The sequence below is a fragment of the Cellvibrio sp. QJXJ genome (assembly GCF_024452345.1).
Classification (GTDB): Bacteria; Pseudomonadota; Gammaproteobacteria; order Pseudomonadales; family Cellvibrionaceae; genus Cellvibrio.
Genome location: NZ_CP101662.1, coordinates 4,142,806 through 4,158,372 on the forward strand (window position 1 = coordinate 4,142,806; position 15,567 = coordinate 4,158,372).

The 15,567-nt window shown below is 49.0% G+C and carries 12 protein-coding genes; 8 read left to right on the top strand and 4 right to left on the bottom strand.

What is annotated here, in order from left to right; translation table 11 throughout:
* Nucleotide 1: 1 nt before the first annotated feature.
* From NNX04_RS17900 to NNX04_RS17920, 5 genes are all read left to right on the top strand, one after another.
* Nucleotides 2-1,918, top strand: coding sequence for a L,D-transpeptidase family protein (locus tag NNX04_RS17900; RefSeq protein WP_261946677.1), 1,917 nt, complete (start codon nucleotides 2-4; stop codon nucleotides 1,916-1,918).
* Nucleotides 1,919-2,102: 184 nt separating this feature from the next.
* Nucleotides 2,103-4,292 (top strand): hypothetical protein, encoded by a 2,190-nt coding sequence (locus NNX04_RS17905; protein WP_261946678.1) that lies wholly within the window; start codon nucleotides 2,103-2,105, stop codon nucleotides 4,290-4,292.
* An 89-nt stretch (nucleotides 4,293-4,381) separates the two neighbouring features.
* Entirely contained in the window at nucleotides 4,382-4,984 is a 603-nt protein-coding gene (locus NNX04_RS17910) for a flavin reductase family protein (protein ID WP_261946679.1), read from the top strand.
* Between the two features lie 60 nt (nucleotides 4,985-5,044).
* Nucleotides 5,045-5,854: a class I SAM-dependent methyltransferase gene (locus NNX04_RS17915; protein WP_151056167.1), complete on the top strand. Its 810-nt coding sequence runs from the start codon at nucleotides 5,045-5,047 to the stop codon at nucleotides 5,852-5,854.
* An 11-nt stretch (nucleotides 5,855-5,865) separates the two neighbouring features.
* The gene (locus NNX04_RS17920; protein ID WP_261946680.1) at nucleotides 5,866-6,264 is read left to right on the top strand and encodes a GFA family protein; all 399 of its coding nucleotides are present in this window, start codon (nucleotides 5,866-5,868) and stop codon (nucleotides 6,262-6,264) included.
* A 15-nt stretch (nucleotides 6,265-6,279) separates the two neighbouring features.
* On the opposite strand, the gene NNX04_RS17925 is transcribed toward NNX04_RS17920, so the two are convergent.
* Entirely contained in the window at nucleotides 6,280-7,323 is a 1,044-nt protein-coding gene (locus tag NNX04_RS17925) for an AraC family transcriptional regulator (protein WP_261946681.1), read from the bottom strand.
* 1 nt (nucleotide 7,324) lies between these two features.
* A complete protein-coding gene (locus tag NNX04_RS17930; RefSeq protein ID WP_007644964.1) occupies nucleotides 7,325-8,320 on the bottom strand; it encodes a GGDEF domain-containing protein in 996 nt (331 codons plus the stop codon).
* A gap of 175 nt (nucleotides 8,321-8,495) precedes the next feature.
* Between NNX04_RS17930 and NNX04_RS17935 the strand changes: the two genes are divergently transcribed.
* Nucleotides 8,496-11,255 (top strand): TonB-dependent receptor, encoded by a 2,760-nt coding sequence (locus NNX04_RS17935; RefSeq protein WP_261946682.1) that lies wholly within the window; start codon nucleotides 8,496-8,498, stop codon nucleotides 11,253-11,255.
* 98 nt (nucleotides 11,256-11,353) lie between these two features.
* A complete protein-coding gene (locus tag NNX04_RS17940) occupies nucleotides 11,354-13,336 on the top strand; it encodes a phytase (protein WP_261946683.1) in 1,983 nt (660 codons plus the stop codon).
* Between the two features lie 31 nt (nucleotides 13,337-13,367).
* On the opposite strand, the gene NNX04_RS17945 is transcribed toward NNX04_RS17940, so the two are convergent.
* Both NNX04_RS17945 and NNX04_RS17950 read right to left on the bottom strand, forming a co-directional pair.
* Nucleotides 13,368-13,661, bottom strand: a complete 294-nt coding sequence (locus tag NNX04_RS17945) for a hypothetical protein (protein ID WP_261946684.1) — start codon at nucleotides 13,659-13,661, stop codon at nucleotides 13,368-13,370.
* 119 nt (nucleotides 13,662-13,780) lie between these two features.
* A complete protein-coding gene (locus NNX04_RS17950) occupies nucleotides 13,781-14,356 on the bottom strand; it encodes a gluconokinase (protein ID WP_261946685.1) in 576 nt (191 codons plus the stop codon).
* A 157-nt stretch (nucleotides 14,357-14,513) separates the two neighbouring features.
* On the opposite strand from NNX04_RS17950, the gene NNX04_RS17955 reads away from it, so the two are divergent.
* A complete protein-coding gene (locus NNX04_RS17955; RefSeq protein WP_261946686.1) occupies nucleotides 14,514-15,551 on the top strand; it encodes a LacI family DNA-binding transcriptional regulator in 1,038 nt (345 codons plus the stop codon).
* Nucleotides 15,552-15,567 lie beyond the last annotated feature (16 nt).

Genomic DNA, 15,567 nt, shown 5'->3' on the forward strand with positions numbered 1-15,567 from the left:
TATGCGGTTGTTGTTGCTAACCTTGGGCTTAATACTAAGCCTTGAATTACCCGCGCAAGCGGCCAGGGATTCTGGTACGAATTTGCGTGGTGCGGCTAACACCTTGTTAGTTGCGGAGTTGGAGGCCCGGGTGCAGGCATTGCAGGCGCCAGCAGGTGACCCTTCCTCTTTGCCTACGGTCAGCCCGGTGGCGCAGGCGGTAAGCAGCTTTTATCAGCAGCGTGGCTTTCAACCGGCCTGGTCTGATCTGAACCGTCTACAGGAGTTGATCTCAGCGCTGGAGGGGCTGCACGCCGATGGCCTCGACCCCGAGGATTACTCCATCAGCTTTCTGCGCCAAATGCACAGCTTGTTAAAAACCGGTCAGCGGCCAATCGCCAGTGAGTTGGTGGAGTGGGAACTGCTGGCTACTAATGCTTATTTACGCGCGCTCTATCATTTATTTAACGGCAAGGTCGATCCCGCCGGCCTGGACCCCCAGTGGAATTTCGAGCTGCACGAATTATCGCCTGCCGTGGTGGCGGGGTTGATGAGTGAGGGCGTTGAATCTCGCCGGATAGAGGATGTGTTTGCCCAAACGCGCCCCCAACACCCCGTCTATACCAGCTTGCAGGCCGGGTTGAGCCGCTACCGCGAGCTTGCCGCTCAGGGGGGATGGTTCTCACTGCCCGCGGGCCCCACGCTAAAACCCTGCATGATCGACCCTCAAGTTGCGCTCTTGCGTGATCGCCTGCGTGTAACCGGTGAGTATCAACACCCGGGCGACGAAGAGCAGGTGCAGGCAGTGGCGGCGTGCCTTGCCGCGAATGCCAAGGTGGCACAAACCAAGAGCACTAGCTCGGCAGGTGCAAGCGAGGCGAACAACTACGCAGTACTGGATCCTGCCATCACTGGCGAGCTGGGTGCCCAGCTTGAAGAGTCGGATAGCAGCGAAGGCAGCACACAGCCGAACCCATCAAGTGACAGTTCTGCCAGTAGTAGCGCTGCGGCAGTTAATAATGATGAGGTCTTTGATGAATACCTGGTGGCGGCGGTCAAACAATTCCAGCGCGATCAATATCTGGAGGACGATGGTGCCATAGGCCCGGCGACTCGGGCGGCGCTGAATATTTCTGCTCAGGCGCGGGTGGATCAAATCCGGGTCAATCTGGATCGCGCGCGTTGGTTGCTGCACAACATTCCCGACGAGCTGTTGTTGGTGGATATCGCCGGTTTCAAAATCACCTATTTCAAGGGTGGCAAAGAACTGTGGAAGTCCCGGGTGCAGGTGGGCATGTCCTACCGCACTACGCCGGTGTTCAAGTCCGAGGTCAACTACATCACCCTCAACCCCACCTGGACAGTGCCACCTACCATTTTGCGCAAGGATATATTGCCCAAGTTGCGCAAGGACTTAAGTTACCTGCGCGAGCATAAGATCCGCGTACTCGACAGCAACGGCCAGCAATTGGATCCGGCGACCATCGACTGGTATCGCCCCGGCAATGTCACCCTGCGCCAGGATGCGGGCGACGATGCGGCGTTGGGCAAGGCGGTGATTCGTTTCCCCAACCCTTACGCGGTGTACCTGCACGACACGCCGCACCAGCGCCTGTTTAATAAAAGCCAGCGCGCGTTTAGCTCGGGCTGTATCCGTGTGGAGCGCACATTGGAACTGGTGGAGTTGCTGCTGGAGGAAACCCCCAATTGGGACGGTGCGGCCATCAACAAAACCCTGGCGACTGGCAAAACCCGTAATGTGACGCTCGCCAAGCGGGTGCCCATCATGCTTGCTTATTGGACGGTGGATGCCGTGAGCGACACCAAAGTGGCATTTAAGCCAGATATTTACGCCCGCGATGGCGCGGTGCTCGCGGCGTTGAATCGGCGCGTGAGCCAGCCGGTTATCAACTTGCTCGAACCTGCGGGCGATCTTTAACAATCAGGTGTTTTTTTTACTGTGACAGGGTTGGCGATTTGTATTTATCGCCAGTCGCGACTAGCGTTAAGAGTGTTTGGTACTTTGGCTAATATCGGCCATTGAATAGCTATAAAAATATCGCTCTCCTTCGCTCTTAACTTAGTCGCTCGTAACCTTGTCGCATGTAAAAGGAACCCTATCGATGGCCACCAAAAAGACCTCCCGCACCACTGAATCCACCGAACTGGACGACGTAATCACTGCCAGTCCCGAGGTGGAAGTAGAGGTTATCAGTCGTCCACTCACCAATGCTAACGGCAATGGCTACATGTACTTCACCGAGCGGGATTTAAATAAAATTCTGCATAACCTCGATACCCTGCGCGATAGCGTTTACCCCCACCTTGCAAACCAACAGGATGCCGACAACCAAAAGCAGCCGCAATTTCCCTCGGTCTGCCTCATTGGTTTGGGGCGTTGCGGTTCCAATATCGCGTTAGATGTGGCGAGCTTGGTTTATAACGCGCGCAACTTTTATCTGAATGAATTTCTGAGCGAAGAAAAAGAAGTGCGCGAGCCGGATCACATGCCCATGCGCTGGATCAAACGCAGCTTGCATTTAAAAGGCTCGCATCAACTCAAGCCGGTATTTTTAATCGAACCCTTGGTGATGCTTGGCGATTTAGATAAAGATATTGAAGGCCGCATCCGTTTCTCCCATAAAGGTGAGCGCGCCGGTTTCCTCAAGGATTACACCAAAATGAAAATCATGGACTTGTCGGAAGTCCATGCGGGCGGTTCAGGCAACGCGCCCATTCTTGGTCAGTACCTCGCCAAAATTATTCTCAATAAAGATACCCAACGCTTTTCCAATCCCGATTGGAAATTTGTGCACTCTTACCTCATCGATTCCTGCGGCATAAAAGCCAACCAATCGCGCTTGTATTTTTACATTTTCAGCGCCGGCGGCGGCACCGGTTCAGGTATGGCCAGTGAATTTGGTTTGGCTCAGCAGTACGCTTATATGAGCAAAACATTTGATGTGCGCGCCCAGTCCGAGGACAGCAGTAATCGCGGCCACTCGTTTGTGTTTGAGCCGATTTTTACCAGCGGTATTTGTATCCTGCCCAATATTTCCGACCACGGCGTGGAAATGTCGGAAGCGCTGCATATCAACGCCGGGCGGTTGCTGTGTAAATATTTATCGGAAGAGTGGGATTTCTCCTACAACTTCGATAACGAAGACAGCAGTGAAGCCAGTGTGATGCATCGCATTCGCCCCTGGAACGCGATGATGCTGATCTCCAACGACATTATGCGCTACGCCGAAGAAACCGATGAAGGCGCGATCCAGCACATTGATGTTAACGCCATGGAGAAATACGCTAACCAATATATCTCCCAGCAAATTTTTAACATCCTCACCGCACAAGCAGTGACTACTGATTACGACGAAAATTATTTCCGCCGCGCGGGTATCGATATTGGCGAAACCATTCGCCTCGACGCGAACGATTTATTTATGAGCCTCGCTGGCCCCGTCGCGGTTGCTTACGCGGAATCCGTTATTCCCGCCAGTATTCCGCAGGGTGTAGATAAACTGCGCGGCATAGATACCAAAAAAATCGGCGAATTAAACATCGATGATTTGTTCTATCGCTCCATCGATTTGCCGCACTTTAATAAAGTGACCCAGGCGATTGAAGGCATCAGTTTGCTGCCGATTGAATCAGCACGCTACCGCGAGGCGCTGGCGAACTACCTGCAAAAAGGTTACGACGCCAACGCCTTAAAAGACCTGCACTTCTTCAAGAATTGCTCGTCAGTGGTATCCATTATTTCCCTGCCAAAAGATTACAAACTCAGCTACATGGATTTGAATAAACTCAAATCCCATTTGAACGCACTCTTCCCCAATACCACATTAAAACGCTATGCCTTGGTGATTGGCGCCTCGGCGAATATTTCCTTAACCACGCTTATTGTAAAAAGCCCCTGCTTGAGCGATGACTTTCTCACCTTAATTGTCGCCTTTATCAAACGTTGCTTCGCCAAAGACTCCTACCGTTTTGATGAACAGCTGGATAGCGCCATGCTCGACTTTATCCGCGCTGAGGAGTTCGATGAGGCACTCGTAGATAAAATGCTTAACGAATACGAAAACCCGGCAAAAATTCTCGATACTAATTGGTACGCCATCAAACCTATGTACGAGAAAAAATACCGCGAGTTAATCAACGACTCGGAAAAATTCTGCTCGATCAACGATATTCGCCTCTCGCGCGACAGCGTGAAAAAAGCAATCAAATACCTGCGCGAAATCTATCGCCACAAAATCAGCAAAACCCGTATCGTATCGCTCAACTCGCTGCCGAAAGACGGGAAAAACTAAATTACATGATCCGCAATCAAGGAGCCGCAAGGCTCCTTTTTTGTTAGTATCGCTGAAAATTCAGCAATACACTTTTCCGGACTTTTATTATGTTGTTCGATACGGCCCAGCTAAACCCGCAAGAAATTTATCGTCTGCTCGTAGGTGGTGTCACGCCGCGCCCAATTGCGTGGATCAGTACCCTGTCAAAAATTGGCGTGGCCAATATAGCGCCATATTCCTTTTTCAATGTGGCCAGCTGCAACCCGCCAATCCTCTGGTATTCCCAAGTTAACCCGCGCGAGGGTGGCGATAAAGATACGCTGGTCAATTTGCTCGATACCAAAGAATGCGTGGTACATATTGTTAACGCACGATTACTGGAAAAAATGAACCAGACCTGCGCCTCACTTCCCGCTGAACAAAGCGAATTCGATTTCGCCCAACTTGAGCAATGCACAAGTCACAGTGTTAAACCTCCCTCGGTACGCGGCACCTTAGTCCGCTACGAATGCACACTGCGCGAAGTAGTGCGTTTCAGCAGCCTCCCCGTGGGCGGCAGCGCTGCGCTCTTGGATGTAAAAACTATTTTTGTGGATGATGCTGTTTGGCTGGATGGTTTTATCAATCAAGCACAATTAAATAGTGTGGGAAAAATGGGGAAGGATTTTTATAGTCTTACTAACGATTTGGTTGAATTGTCACGACCTTAAAATAACGTGATTTTTGCCATCGACCTTGTGCTAAATAATAACTTTCCTGTGGATGAGGTTATGACTGCGATATACAACCAAATTGGAAATGGATATGACACAACAAGATGTGCTGATCCTGAAATTTTAAGTGCTATGGCGCGTCTGCTATCAGTGAGGAAAGATGGTTTATATATTGATATAGGTTGCGGCACGGGAAACTATACGGTTGAGCTTGCGCGCCTTGGTGGAGAGTGGTGTGCGTTTGATCAATCGGAGTTGATGATTACACAGGCGAAAGCTAAAAGTTCACTCGTTCAGTGGAGCATTTTTGATGTTGAACAAACATCCTATAGCTCAAATGCTTTTCATGCGGCTCTGTGCTCATTGGCGATTCACCATTTTGCTGATTTAGGGCGAGCTTTTGCCGAGGTGGCAAGGCTGCTGCAACCTTCTGGCAAGTTTGTTATTTTTACCTCTTTGCCAGAGCAAATGAACCGTTACTGGTTAAATCATTATTTTCCTAACATGCTTGCTCGTTCTGTTGAGCAAATGCCGTTGTTGGATAATATTCAGTGTGCGCTACATGTGGCGAAGCTTAGAGTAGTTGAGATTGAGAGATTTTCAGTGTCACCTACAATTAAGGATCTTTTTCTCTACAGCGGAAAATATCAGCCTGAGATCTATTTATCCCAATCTGTCAGGTCTGGAATTTCCTCATTCCGTAACTTATGTTCGGATGCAGAGCTGCAATCGGGGTTGTTGAAATTAAAAGCAGATATTGAAACTGGTAAGATTGAATCTATTCTTAACAATTATGCAAATGATTTAGGAGATTACTGTTTTATCGTTGCAGAAAAAATGGATAACTGGTTTGAAGGAAAAACTTAAGGAATATTTCTATGATCAAGCGTGTGGGTAATACTGATATCCAGCCAAAACACAAAGCCACTTGTCATTGTGGGGCAGTGGAGTTGGAGATTGATTTGCCAGATGGCATTGTTGATCCGCGTCGGTGTGATTGTTCTATCTGCCGCAGGAAAGGTGCTGTAGTTGCGTCTGCATTGTTGTCAGGAATTCGGGTGGTAAAAGGGGAGGCGCTGCTTCGGTTTTATCAATTTAATACGCATCAAGCAAAGCATTATTTTTGTTCGGTATGTGGTATTTACACCCACCACCAGCGCCGCTCCAATCCAGAACTTTATGGTTACAACGTGGGATGTTTAGAGGGAGTGAATCCTTTTCTTATTCCCAATGTGCCAGTGAATGATGGCGTTAATCATCCGGCTGATCGACAGTAAATATTTCCTTTCCTGCTAACTGCGCGCCGCCAGCAGTGTCAGCCCCGTCCATTTTTTAAACGCGCGCCGTAAATTCGCGACATCGTGGAAATGTAATTTTTTTGCGACTTGCTCGCTGCTCCAGCCTTCCTGATTAATCCAATAAACGGCTAGGTCTTTGCGTACCTGATCGTAAATGGCCTGAAAGTGGCTGCGATGTTTTTTGAGTTTGCGTTTAAAGCTCGCGCTGCTCATGCCGAAGTCGGCAGCGGTTTGTTCTAAATTCGGATCAGTGGCGATATTGCTATTCAGGTAATCATAGACGGCGGCAAGAAAGCCTTTCGTGGGAACATTCATCATGTTGCTTGAAGTGCCTATAAAATTTTCTGCTGACGTATTTGTATTTTTTACCCAGGGTTGATAACAATATTCGCGGTGGATAGCCATGGCATTGCGCTGGCAATCAAAGTGAATATTCCCACCGAGATGTACTTCATACTGTTCGATATAGGTCGGTGCCTTATGGGAAAAATAAAATTGCCAAGGCAGGCGGCTGTTGGAAAGCCAGCGCGCAAGGCTGCTGATAGCAGTAGTTAACGCTTCTACTAAAAAAATAAATGAATCCTCCACGCCACAGGCATCTTGCCAATAGAGCACTAGCGCATCACCTTCATAGCAGCAGCGAATATTAATCAGTGGGCTTAAAAACGCTTGGTGTTCTACTAGGGCATCAATCAATTCATCGAGATTGGTTGAAGACATTAATTGATCGCTAATAACCGCAATCTTGCCCGGTAACAATTGGTGCCCCACTAAAAAGCTGAGGTCGTCAGCGGAAGTATTTTTGGTGATGTTTTGGATTAATTGCAGCAGTTGTTCGGGGCAGATGCGGTGATCCGGGCGATGAATGTCTTCGCAAAAAATACCGGTGTGGCGCAGCAGCTTGTGCTCTGGAATTGCCCTTGTCTGTGCTAGGTCGATTAATTCTGCTGGCCAAAAGTGGGAGTGCACTATAGCGCTGTCCCGCTCGTAGTAAACCGGCGGCACAGGGCACAGCGGAAATTCTACAGACTCGCTCATATCAAGCTGCGCGCAATTGTTGCGAGTCGCGCTGTTCCTTGGCATGGAGTAATGCCTGGGTGGCGCGGGCGATTAAACTGTCGGGTGTATCTGCTTCTGCCGTTTGCCCGCAGCTGAAGGCGATACCAATGCTCACGGAATGAAAAATACTATCCTGCTGCTGTTGGGGTTTAAATGCAAAATGGCGCACGGCCTGGGATATTTCCGCCGCAATAGTATTGGCCATGAGTTTGCCCGTGTTCGGTAGCAACAGCGCAAAGCGATCGCCTGCATAACGGCAGAGTAAATCATTGCGGCGAATATTGAGCAGCAATAACTCGCTCAACGAATGTAATAGATTGTCACCTTCACGATTACCATAGCGGCGATTAATCTGCGCAAAATTATCAATATCAATCAGCACTAACGCCAGCGGATTTTCCTGATTACCCTGTGCCAATTCGTGCTGTAATTGCACGCGTAAATAATGTGCGCCGCTTAAACTGGTGGTGAAGTCAAGCCCGCGGTGCTCACGAAAAAGCCGCTCGCGTTTACGCAATTGTTCAGTAATTAATAGCTGTTCTTTGTGCCAGTGATAAATACCCAAGGTTAATAAAATTAACCCTATCGGCATAAAGCCCGATTCAATCCAGTGATCCCAGAGTGCCCCTTCGGGAAAATAAATGAATTCGTCCAGCCAATCCTGAAAGCCAGCAATAAATACCGCACTCAGCCCCAAGCTGAGAAATTGTGTCACGCGCCCAGCGGGGCGACTGTGCAAAATCAATAACAACCAAATTAATGCCAGCAACGCCAAGCCGCCCTCGCCAACTATGTCTAGCCAATTCCATTCGCTAGTGGTTTTTATATCGCCACTGGCAAGGCTGCCAACTAAAGCCAGATTGGCCGCCAGTGCGAGAAAAAGCAGTTTCCATTTGTGTAGTGCGAGCATAGAGCGTGAATCCACAGCAGTGAAATATGAATAATGGCTGACACCCTTAACAAATTGTTGTGACATTTTTGTGACTGCTCGGGGCGATTCTTTCGTTATATTTTTTTAGTGAGATGAGTGATAAAGGGAGGCAAATCAGCTCAGGTGATTTTTGCTGGGCAAGCGCTACAGGTAACAGAAGTGTCACAGAGCAACCCTAGTTTGGCGCTGTTGAAATCAATCACTCGCTTGGGGACTCATTGTGAAAAACGTATTACCTAATCTATTTGCTAAAACCTGTCTGGCATTAGTTGTTGCCGGTGTTGCTGCTCAGGCTGCAGCCGACGGGCGCATTGAAGGTGAAATTAAAGCGACTGACAAAGGCATTGCCCTGCAGGGCGCCAAGGTACGCATTAAAGAATTAAAACGCGAAGCGGTAAGCCAGCGCGATGGCCGTTTTGTATTTTTGGATGTAAAGCCCGGTCAATACACCTTGGAGACGAGTTATATCGGTGCGGATAATATTTCGCGCACCATTGTGGTTGAAGATTTAAAAACCACGCGCGCCAGTTTTCAGTTGCAGGGTGTGTCCGGTTTGGTTGAAAACGTCATTGTTATTGGTCAGGCGGCGGGCATTAATAAGGCGCTGAATAAACAGCGTAGCGCCGACAATATTATTACCTCGGTGTCGGCAGATGCGATTGGCCAATTTCCGGATACCAATGTATCCGAGTCGCTGCAACGTTTACCGGGTTTGTCGATTGAGCGTGATCAAGGTGAGGGCCGTTACGTACGTGTACGCGGTATGAGCCCGGATTACAACGCGGTGACAATTAATGGCGTTGGTGTGCCGGGGCCGGATGCCGATCGTCGCGCGGTGGCGTTGGATGTAATTCCTTCTGACTTATTAGAAAACCTGACGGTGACAAAAAGTTTGACGCCGGATATGGATGCCAACTCTCTCGGCGGCACTATTGATGTACAGAGTTTGTCGGCATTTGATCGCGATGGTTTTTTCTATCAATTAACCGCCGAAGGTAGCTTTGATGAAAACACCGAGGAATACAGCCCAAAAGTTGCTGCCACAGCGAGTAACCAATTCAGTATCGGTAATGACGACAATAATGTAGGTGTTGCGTTTGGTGTGAGTTCTTTTAAGCGCGAATTCGGTTCAGATAACGTCGAAACCGGCGGTGCATGGAATTTTGATGAGGATGCGGCGCGCCTGGAGGAAATGGAGCAGCGCGATTATCGTATTACCCGTGAGCGCTCTGGTTTGACTTTGAATCTTGATTACAAACCTAGCGAAAATACCGATTTGTTTTGGCGTAATTTGTATAGCGAATACACGGATGCGGAAATTCGTTTAGCGAACGTTATTGAATTTGAAGAGGAGGTTGTTGCCGGTCAAACACGCGCTGCAGAAGTCCAACGTGAATTAAAAGATCGCACTGAAACGCAAAAAATTCTTTCTACGTCATTGGGTGGTCAGACCCGTCTGGATAATTGGACGGTGGATTATCGCGTTGCTTACAGCAAATCCAGCGAAGACGAGCCGCAGAATATCGCGGGCGCCGTATTTAAAATTGACGATGACGTGATTGCCGATGAGACATTTGATCTCTCCTTTAACAATAGCAAAAAAATCAGTTTGACCGCGCCCTCCGAATTTTATCAAAGTGCCAGTTATAAATTGGATGAAGTCGAGTTAGGCAGCACTAATACCAACGACGAAAGTACGGCGGTAAATATGGATTTCACCCGCGAATTGGAATTGGGTAGCAATGCTGCGCAACTAAAATTTGGGGCAAAACATCAGGCGCGCAGCAAGGATAACGATTTGGCTGTCTGGACGTCGGAAGATTTTGTGGGTGATACCTCCCTGAGCGCATTTTCCGGCGAGGCCGTGGATTACAAACTGGGTCAGTTTGGTAATCAAATCAATGCCCGTGCGATAAAGGCAGCTATAGGTGAGCTGGAAGAGGATACCGCTGAATCCAGTATTGGTGATTACGAGATTACCGAAGATACCTCTGCAGCCTATTTAATGGGGCGAATTGATATTGATAACTGGCGCATACTCACCGGTGTGCGTTATGAAAATACAGACTTCACTGCAGAAGGCTTTTCGTATAACAGCGAAGATGAGGCAATAACCACGCAAAACTTTAGTAACTCTGATGATTACTTCTTACCGGCGCTGCATATTCGCTACAGTATCGATGATAAAACCCAAGTGCGTGCGGCCTGGACTAATTCCGTGGTGCGCCCCGGTTTTGCACAGTTATCACCCGGTCAGTTAATCGAAGAGGACGACGGTGATGTTGAAGCAGAATTTGGTAACCCGGCATTAAAATCGCTTGAGTCCAGCAATATTGATTTGGGCATTGAACATTACCCGGGCATGGCGAGCGTGCTCTCTGCATTTGTGTTTTATAAAGATATAGAAAATTTTGCCTATCAAACGGATTTGGGCGGCACCGCCGGTTATGAAGAATTTGATAAGGCTTTCACTTATGTCAATGGTGATTCAGCAGAATTAATGGGCATTGAATTGGCGGCATCCAAACAATTCACGCAATTGCCGGCGCCTTGGGATGGTTTATTGATTGGCGGTAACGCTACCTTTGTGGACTCCACTGCAGAAATTGGTGGTTATGACGACGGTGAATTTATTGCACGCGATATCCCCATGCCCAGTCAGTCGGATACCTCGGCTAACCTGATGGTGGGTTATGAATCTGATTTGATCAGCATGCGTTTATCGGCCAATTACAAATCCAATTATTTGTTGGAAGTGCTTGATCCCATGGAAGCAAATTACGATGCCTATGTGGATGATCAAGTCCAGCTGGATTTCTCCCTGCGTTATTACTTGACTGAAACCATTAAGCTGCATTTTGAAGCGCTGAATTTAACCGATGAGGTCTATTACACCTACGTGAACAAGCATAATTACAATGCCCAGTATGAGCGCTACGGTGCAACTTATAAGTTGGGCATTACCTTTATGCAATTTTAATAATGAATTAAGTTTGCTGCTGTAATTTGTGTGATGGTTGTGATTAATCGATTTTTTATAATAATCACAGCTGTCACTTTTAATTTGAGAGTAAAGCTATGAATAAAAAATATTTTCCGCAAATCCTGGCGGTTGTTCTTGGGGTTTGTTCATTCTCTGTGATGGCGATTTCACCAGGCAATAAATTGCTTACTGCCAAGTTGAATGCAGACCTGGTTGCGCCGCTCCCGCTGCAAAAAAATCAGCAAGCTACGTATTTAACTCTGGGTGATAACAACCAAATTCATTGGCGTGCGGCAAGTGGTGAATCATTAGCGCAGTTAGATCAAGCCGCTGAGTTATTGGATTGGCGCTACCCGGTGACTGTGCAAGCGCAAGGCAAATCCATACCTGGTCTTATCGCCGCTACCGTATTTTTACCGGAACAACAGCCGGGTTTGGTTGCATTAAACCCTGTGACAGGTGAGCTGAGTGAATTGCTGCGCGTGCCGACCCCCGCGTTTAAAATTGAAAATATTTGTTTGAGTCGCGCGGTGGGCGATAATTTGTCGCTGTATTTATTGGATGAGCGCGGCACTGCCGAGCATTGGTTAGTTATTGATGCCAATGGGAAGCCGGATGCAAAACTGTTGCGCCGTGTACCGATTGCGCCGAATAGCAAAGCCTGCGCCGTAGATGATGCACAGGATTTATTATTTATCGCCGAAGAAGGCGTGGGTATTTGGGCGCAGGGCGCGAGTGAGGAGTCATCGCCCGGTCGTATTGCGGTGGATATGCAGCAGCCGTTTGGAAAATTGCCGGGCAGTGTGGAATCGCTGACGGTTATGCCACAAGGTTTAGTCGCAGCGATTGCTGAGGAAAAACAGCTCGCGGTTTATTCCGTGCAACAGGGTAAATTTACGCAGCAGCAACTAATCGACTTACCGCAAACCGATGAGCCGGAAGTGGTGAAGGCTGCGTATGTGGCTGAGCAAAAAAGCCTGGCGTTAATCGTAAACGATGAAAAAACCGGTAATCATTTGCTGCAATTGCCGTGGAATCCGACAGCTCAACAATCACCCGCACATCCGATTGTGACCGTTACTGCTGATGTGCAAACCGAGTCGATGCTGCGTTTTGGCGATGCGGCAGATGACCCTGCGATTTGGGTCAATAAAAAGCGTCCGCAAAAAAGTTTGATACTCGGCACCAATAAACAACAGGGTTTATTTGTTTACGACTTGCAGGGCCGTGAGGTGCAGCATTTTAATACGGGCAAACTCAATAACGTCGATGTGCGTTACGGTGTGCGCCTAGGCAAAAAAGTAGTTGATCTGGCGGTGGCAACTAACCGTGATGATAATAGTTTGTCCATTTACACTATTGATCCTCGCAGCGGTAAATTAGCCTTTTCTGGCAGTGTTGCGACCGACATGAAAGAAATCTATGGTTTTTGTATGTATCAAGCGCCTGCCAGTGCAGCGCAAGCTGAAGGTGCACTCTATGCGATTCCCAACGATAAAAGTGGTGAGTTTCAGCAAATTCATTTGAGCGCCGCAGTGAGTGCTGCAGATAAAAATGTTGTGCAGTGGCAGGGGCAAGTCAAGCGCCGTTTTTCTGTAGAGAGCCAACCTGAGGGCTGTGTCGCCGACGATAAAAACCAACGTTTATTTGTAGGTGAGGAGGACGTTGCGCTCTGGACTATTGGTGCTGAACCCGACAGCGGAACTCGTTTGGAGAAAGTGCTTGGTGCCGGTGAAATTCTGGTCGCGGATATTGAAGGTGTCGGTGTTTATCAGGGCAAAAGCCAATCCTATTTGGTGATCTCCAGTCAGGGCAATAACAGTTTTGTGATTTTGGATGCAGCCGCACCTTACGCGTTGCGCGGCATTGTGCGCATCGCACTGGATGCCACTAAAAATATTGATGGTGTTTCTGAAACCGATGGCTTGGAAGTGAGCAGTATTGATTTTGGCGCTGCATTTCCAGAGGGTATGTTGGTAGTGCAAGACGGCCACAAGGTGATGCCGGAAGCACCGCAAAACTTTAAATATGTAAGTTGGGAAAAAATTCGTCGCGCATTAAATTTGCCTACAGAATAGTTAATGCGCGCCGATGTTTCGGGCAAGGGCTTTATTGGCCCTTGCGCGATTCGCGAATATAAAAACGTGCGTCTTTGGCGTGGCGATAGCAGTTGTCAAAATTTTCCACGGTTTGCATGGTGCGTGCACTGGTAATTAACCCTAAGGCTTTGCCGTAGCTGACCGTGCCACTAAAACCTTCTGCTTTGGCGATCGACAGTTCACTCCAGGCCGCATCCACCTCGCTGGCGCATGCAGTGCGATACTGGGTTTTGCCCGCGCAAGCAGAGAGCAACAGGGCAATAACAAGCAGGGCGCTGATTGAAGGTATTTTTACGGCTGGCATAGGTTGCTCCATCTAAGTGAACGGGATTGTTGTATCAATCAAGAACTTTGATTAAGACAAGGTGCTGAAGTTCCTATTCTCTACCGCGTGCTCGCGAATGCAAGCAGTCATTTGCGATTTCAGGCGTGCTGGATTTGCGTTGCACCGAGCAGCTGCTGATCAATAATCGCAATGGCCTGCTGCAGTACTTCATTGAACGGCGCACGCACATCAATATCCACCACATCTGTTTCATCAACCGGGCGCTCCAGGCTATCGAATTGGCTGCTGACCAGGCTCGGTGCCATAAAGTGCCCGGCGCGATTATCAACCCGCTGCTGGATGGTACTGATATCGCTGTGCAGAAACAAAAACAGGGTTTTGCGGCCCGCGTTGCGTAATTCCTTGCGATGCGCGCGTTTTAAGCCGGAGAAGGCGAGGGTGGCATGTTTGCCTTCGTTGGCGGCGGCGCTAAAGTAATCGCGCATGCGCATTACCCAGGGTAGGCGCATCGCATCGTCCAGCGGTAAGCCCTGGGCCATGCGGTCGCGCGCCTCCTGGCTGTGAAAGTCGTCACCGTCCAAATACGCGTAGCCATAGTGAGCTGCCAGCGCTTGGGCGAGGGTGGATTTACCACTGCCAGAAACACCCATCACAATAATCAGGCAGGTCTGGGCGTCAGGGTTGCTGGGTTGCGCTTGGCGGTGAGATTGCATCGCGATCTTCCTGGGATGGGTGTTGATAAGGCTGGGATACTAGCGGCTTGGCGCCTAATTAGCCATCGAATGATAGCGCAATCATTTTGATCGTGGTAGGGTATAAAAAAATAATCAATAACCAACCACTACATCCTGCCAAAAAGCACTAAAAACCATGAAAAAATCGAGAAAAGGCGGTTCTGACGGCAAAATTACTCTGGTCGATGTGGCGCTTGCTGCAGCGGTCAGCCCCATCACTGTGTCACGGGTTATCAATCAGCCGGATAAAGTGTCTGAGTCCGCCCGGCTCAAGGTGCAGAAGGCTATCGATGAGCTGGGTTATATCCCCAATCAGCATGCCAGCTCGCTTGCCTCTTCGCGCTCGGGCGTGATTGGCGTCGCCATTCCCTCGCTCAGCAACGTGGTCTTTACTGATGTATTGCGCGGTATTTATAAGGTGATGGGGGCGGCGGGTTATAAGGTCTTGTTGGTCGACACCCATTACTCGCCCCTCGAAGAAGAAAAAATGGTGCGCACTCTGCTCAGCCAATCTCCCGAAGGGCTCATCATTACCGGTGGCGACCAAACGCCCGCCTGCGACCAGTTGCTGCGTAAATCGCGTATCCCGCTGGTGCAAATCATGGAGCTGTTACCTAACCCCATAGATATGAATATCGGTTTTTCCCACTTCTTGGCGGGTACTGATGTGGTCGCACATTTGCTGGCCAAAGGCTGCAAGCGCATTGGTTTTATTGGTGCGCGTATGGATTCACGGGTGCAGCAGCGTATTCGCGGTTACACCCAGGCGCTTAGCCAGCAGGATCTATTTGAGGCCAGCCTGATCGCTACCTCGCCCGAACCCTCCTCCATCGCCTTGGGTGGCGCCTTGTTCAAGAGTTTGATGGCAGCCAACGAAGGCCGTATTGATGCCGTGTTTTGCGCGAACGATGATTTGGCACTGGGGGCATTATTTGAGGCCCAGCGCATGAATATTGCGGTGCCCAAACAATTGGCGATTTGTGGCTTTAACGATATTGAAGCCGCGGCTTACGTTAACCCCTCGCTCACCAGTGTGGCGGTGGGCCGTTACGAAATGGGTATTAAGGCTGCCGAATTGATTATTCAATCACTCAACAAGCAGCCGTCGGAGCACAAACAAATCGATATGGGTTACGCCATCAAACAGCGCGACTCTACTAATCGCCAAGCCTAATTTTCAACAATAATCA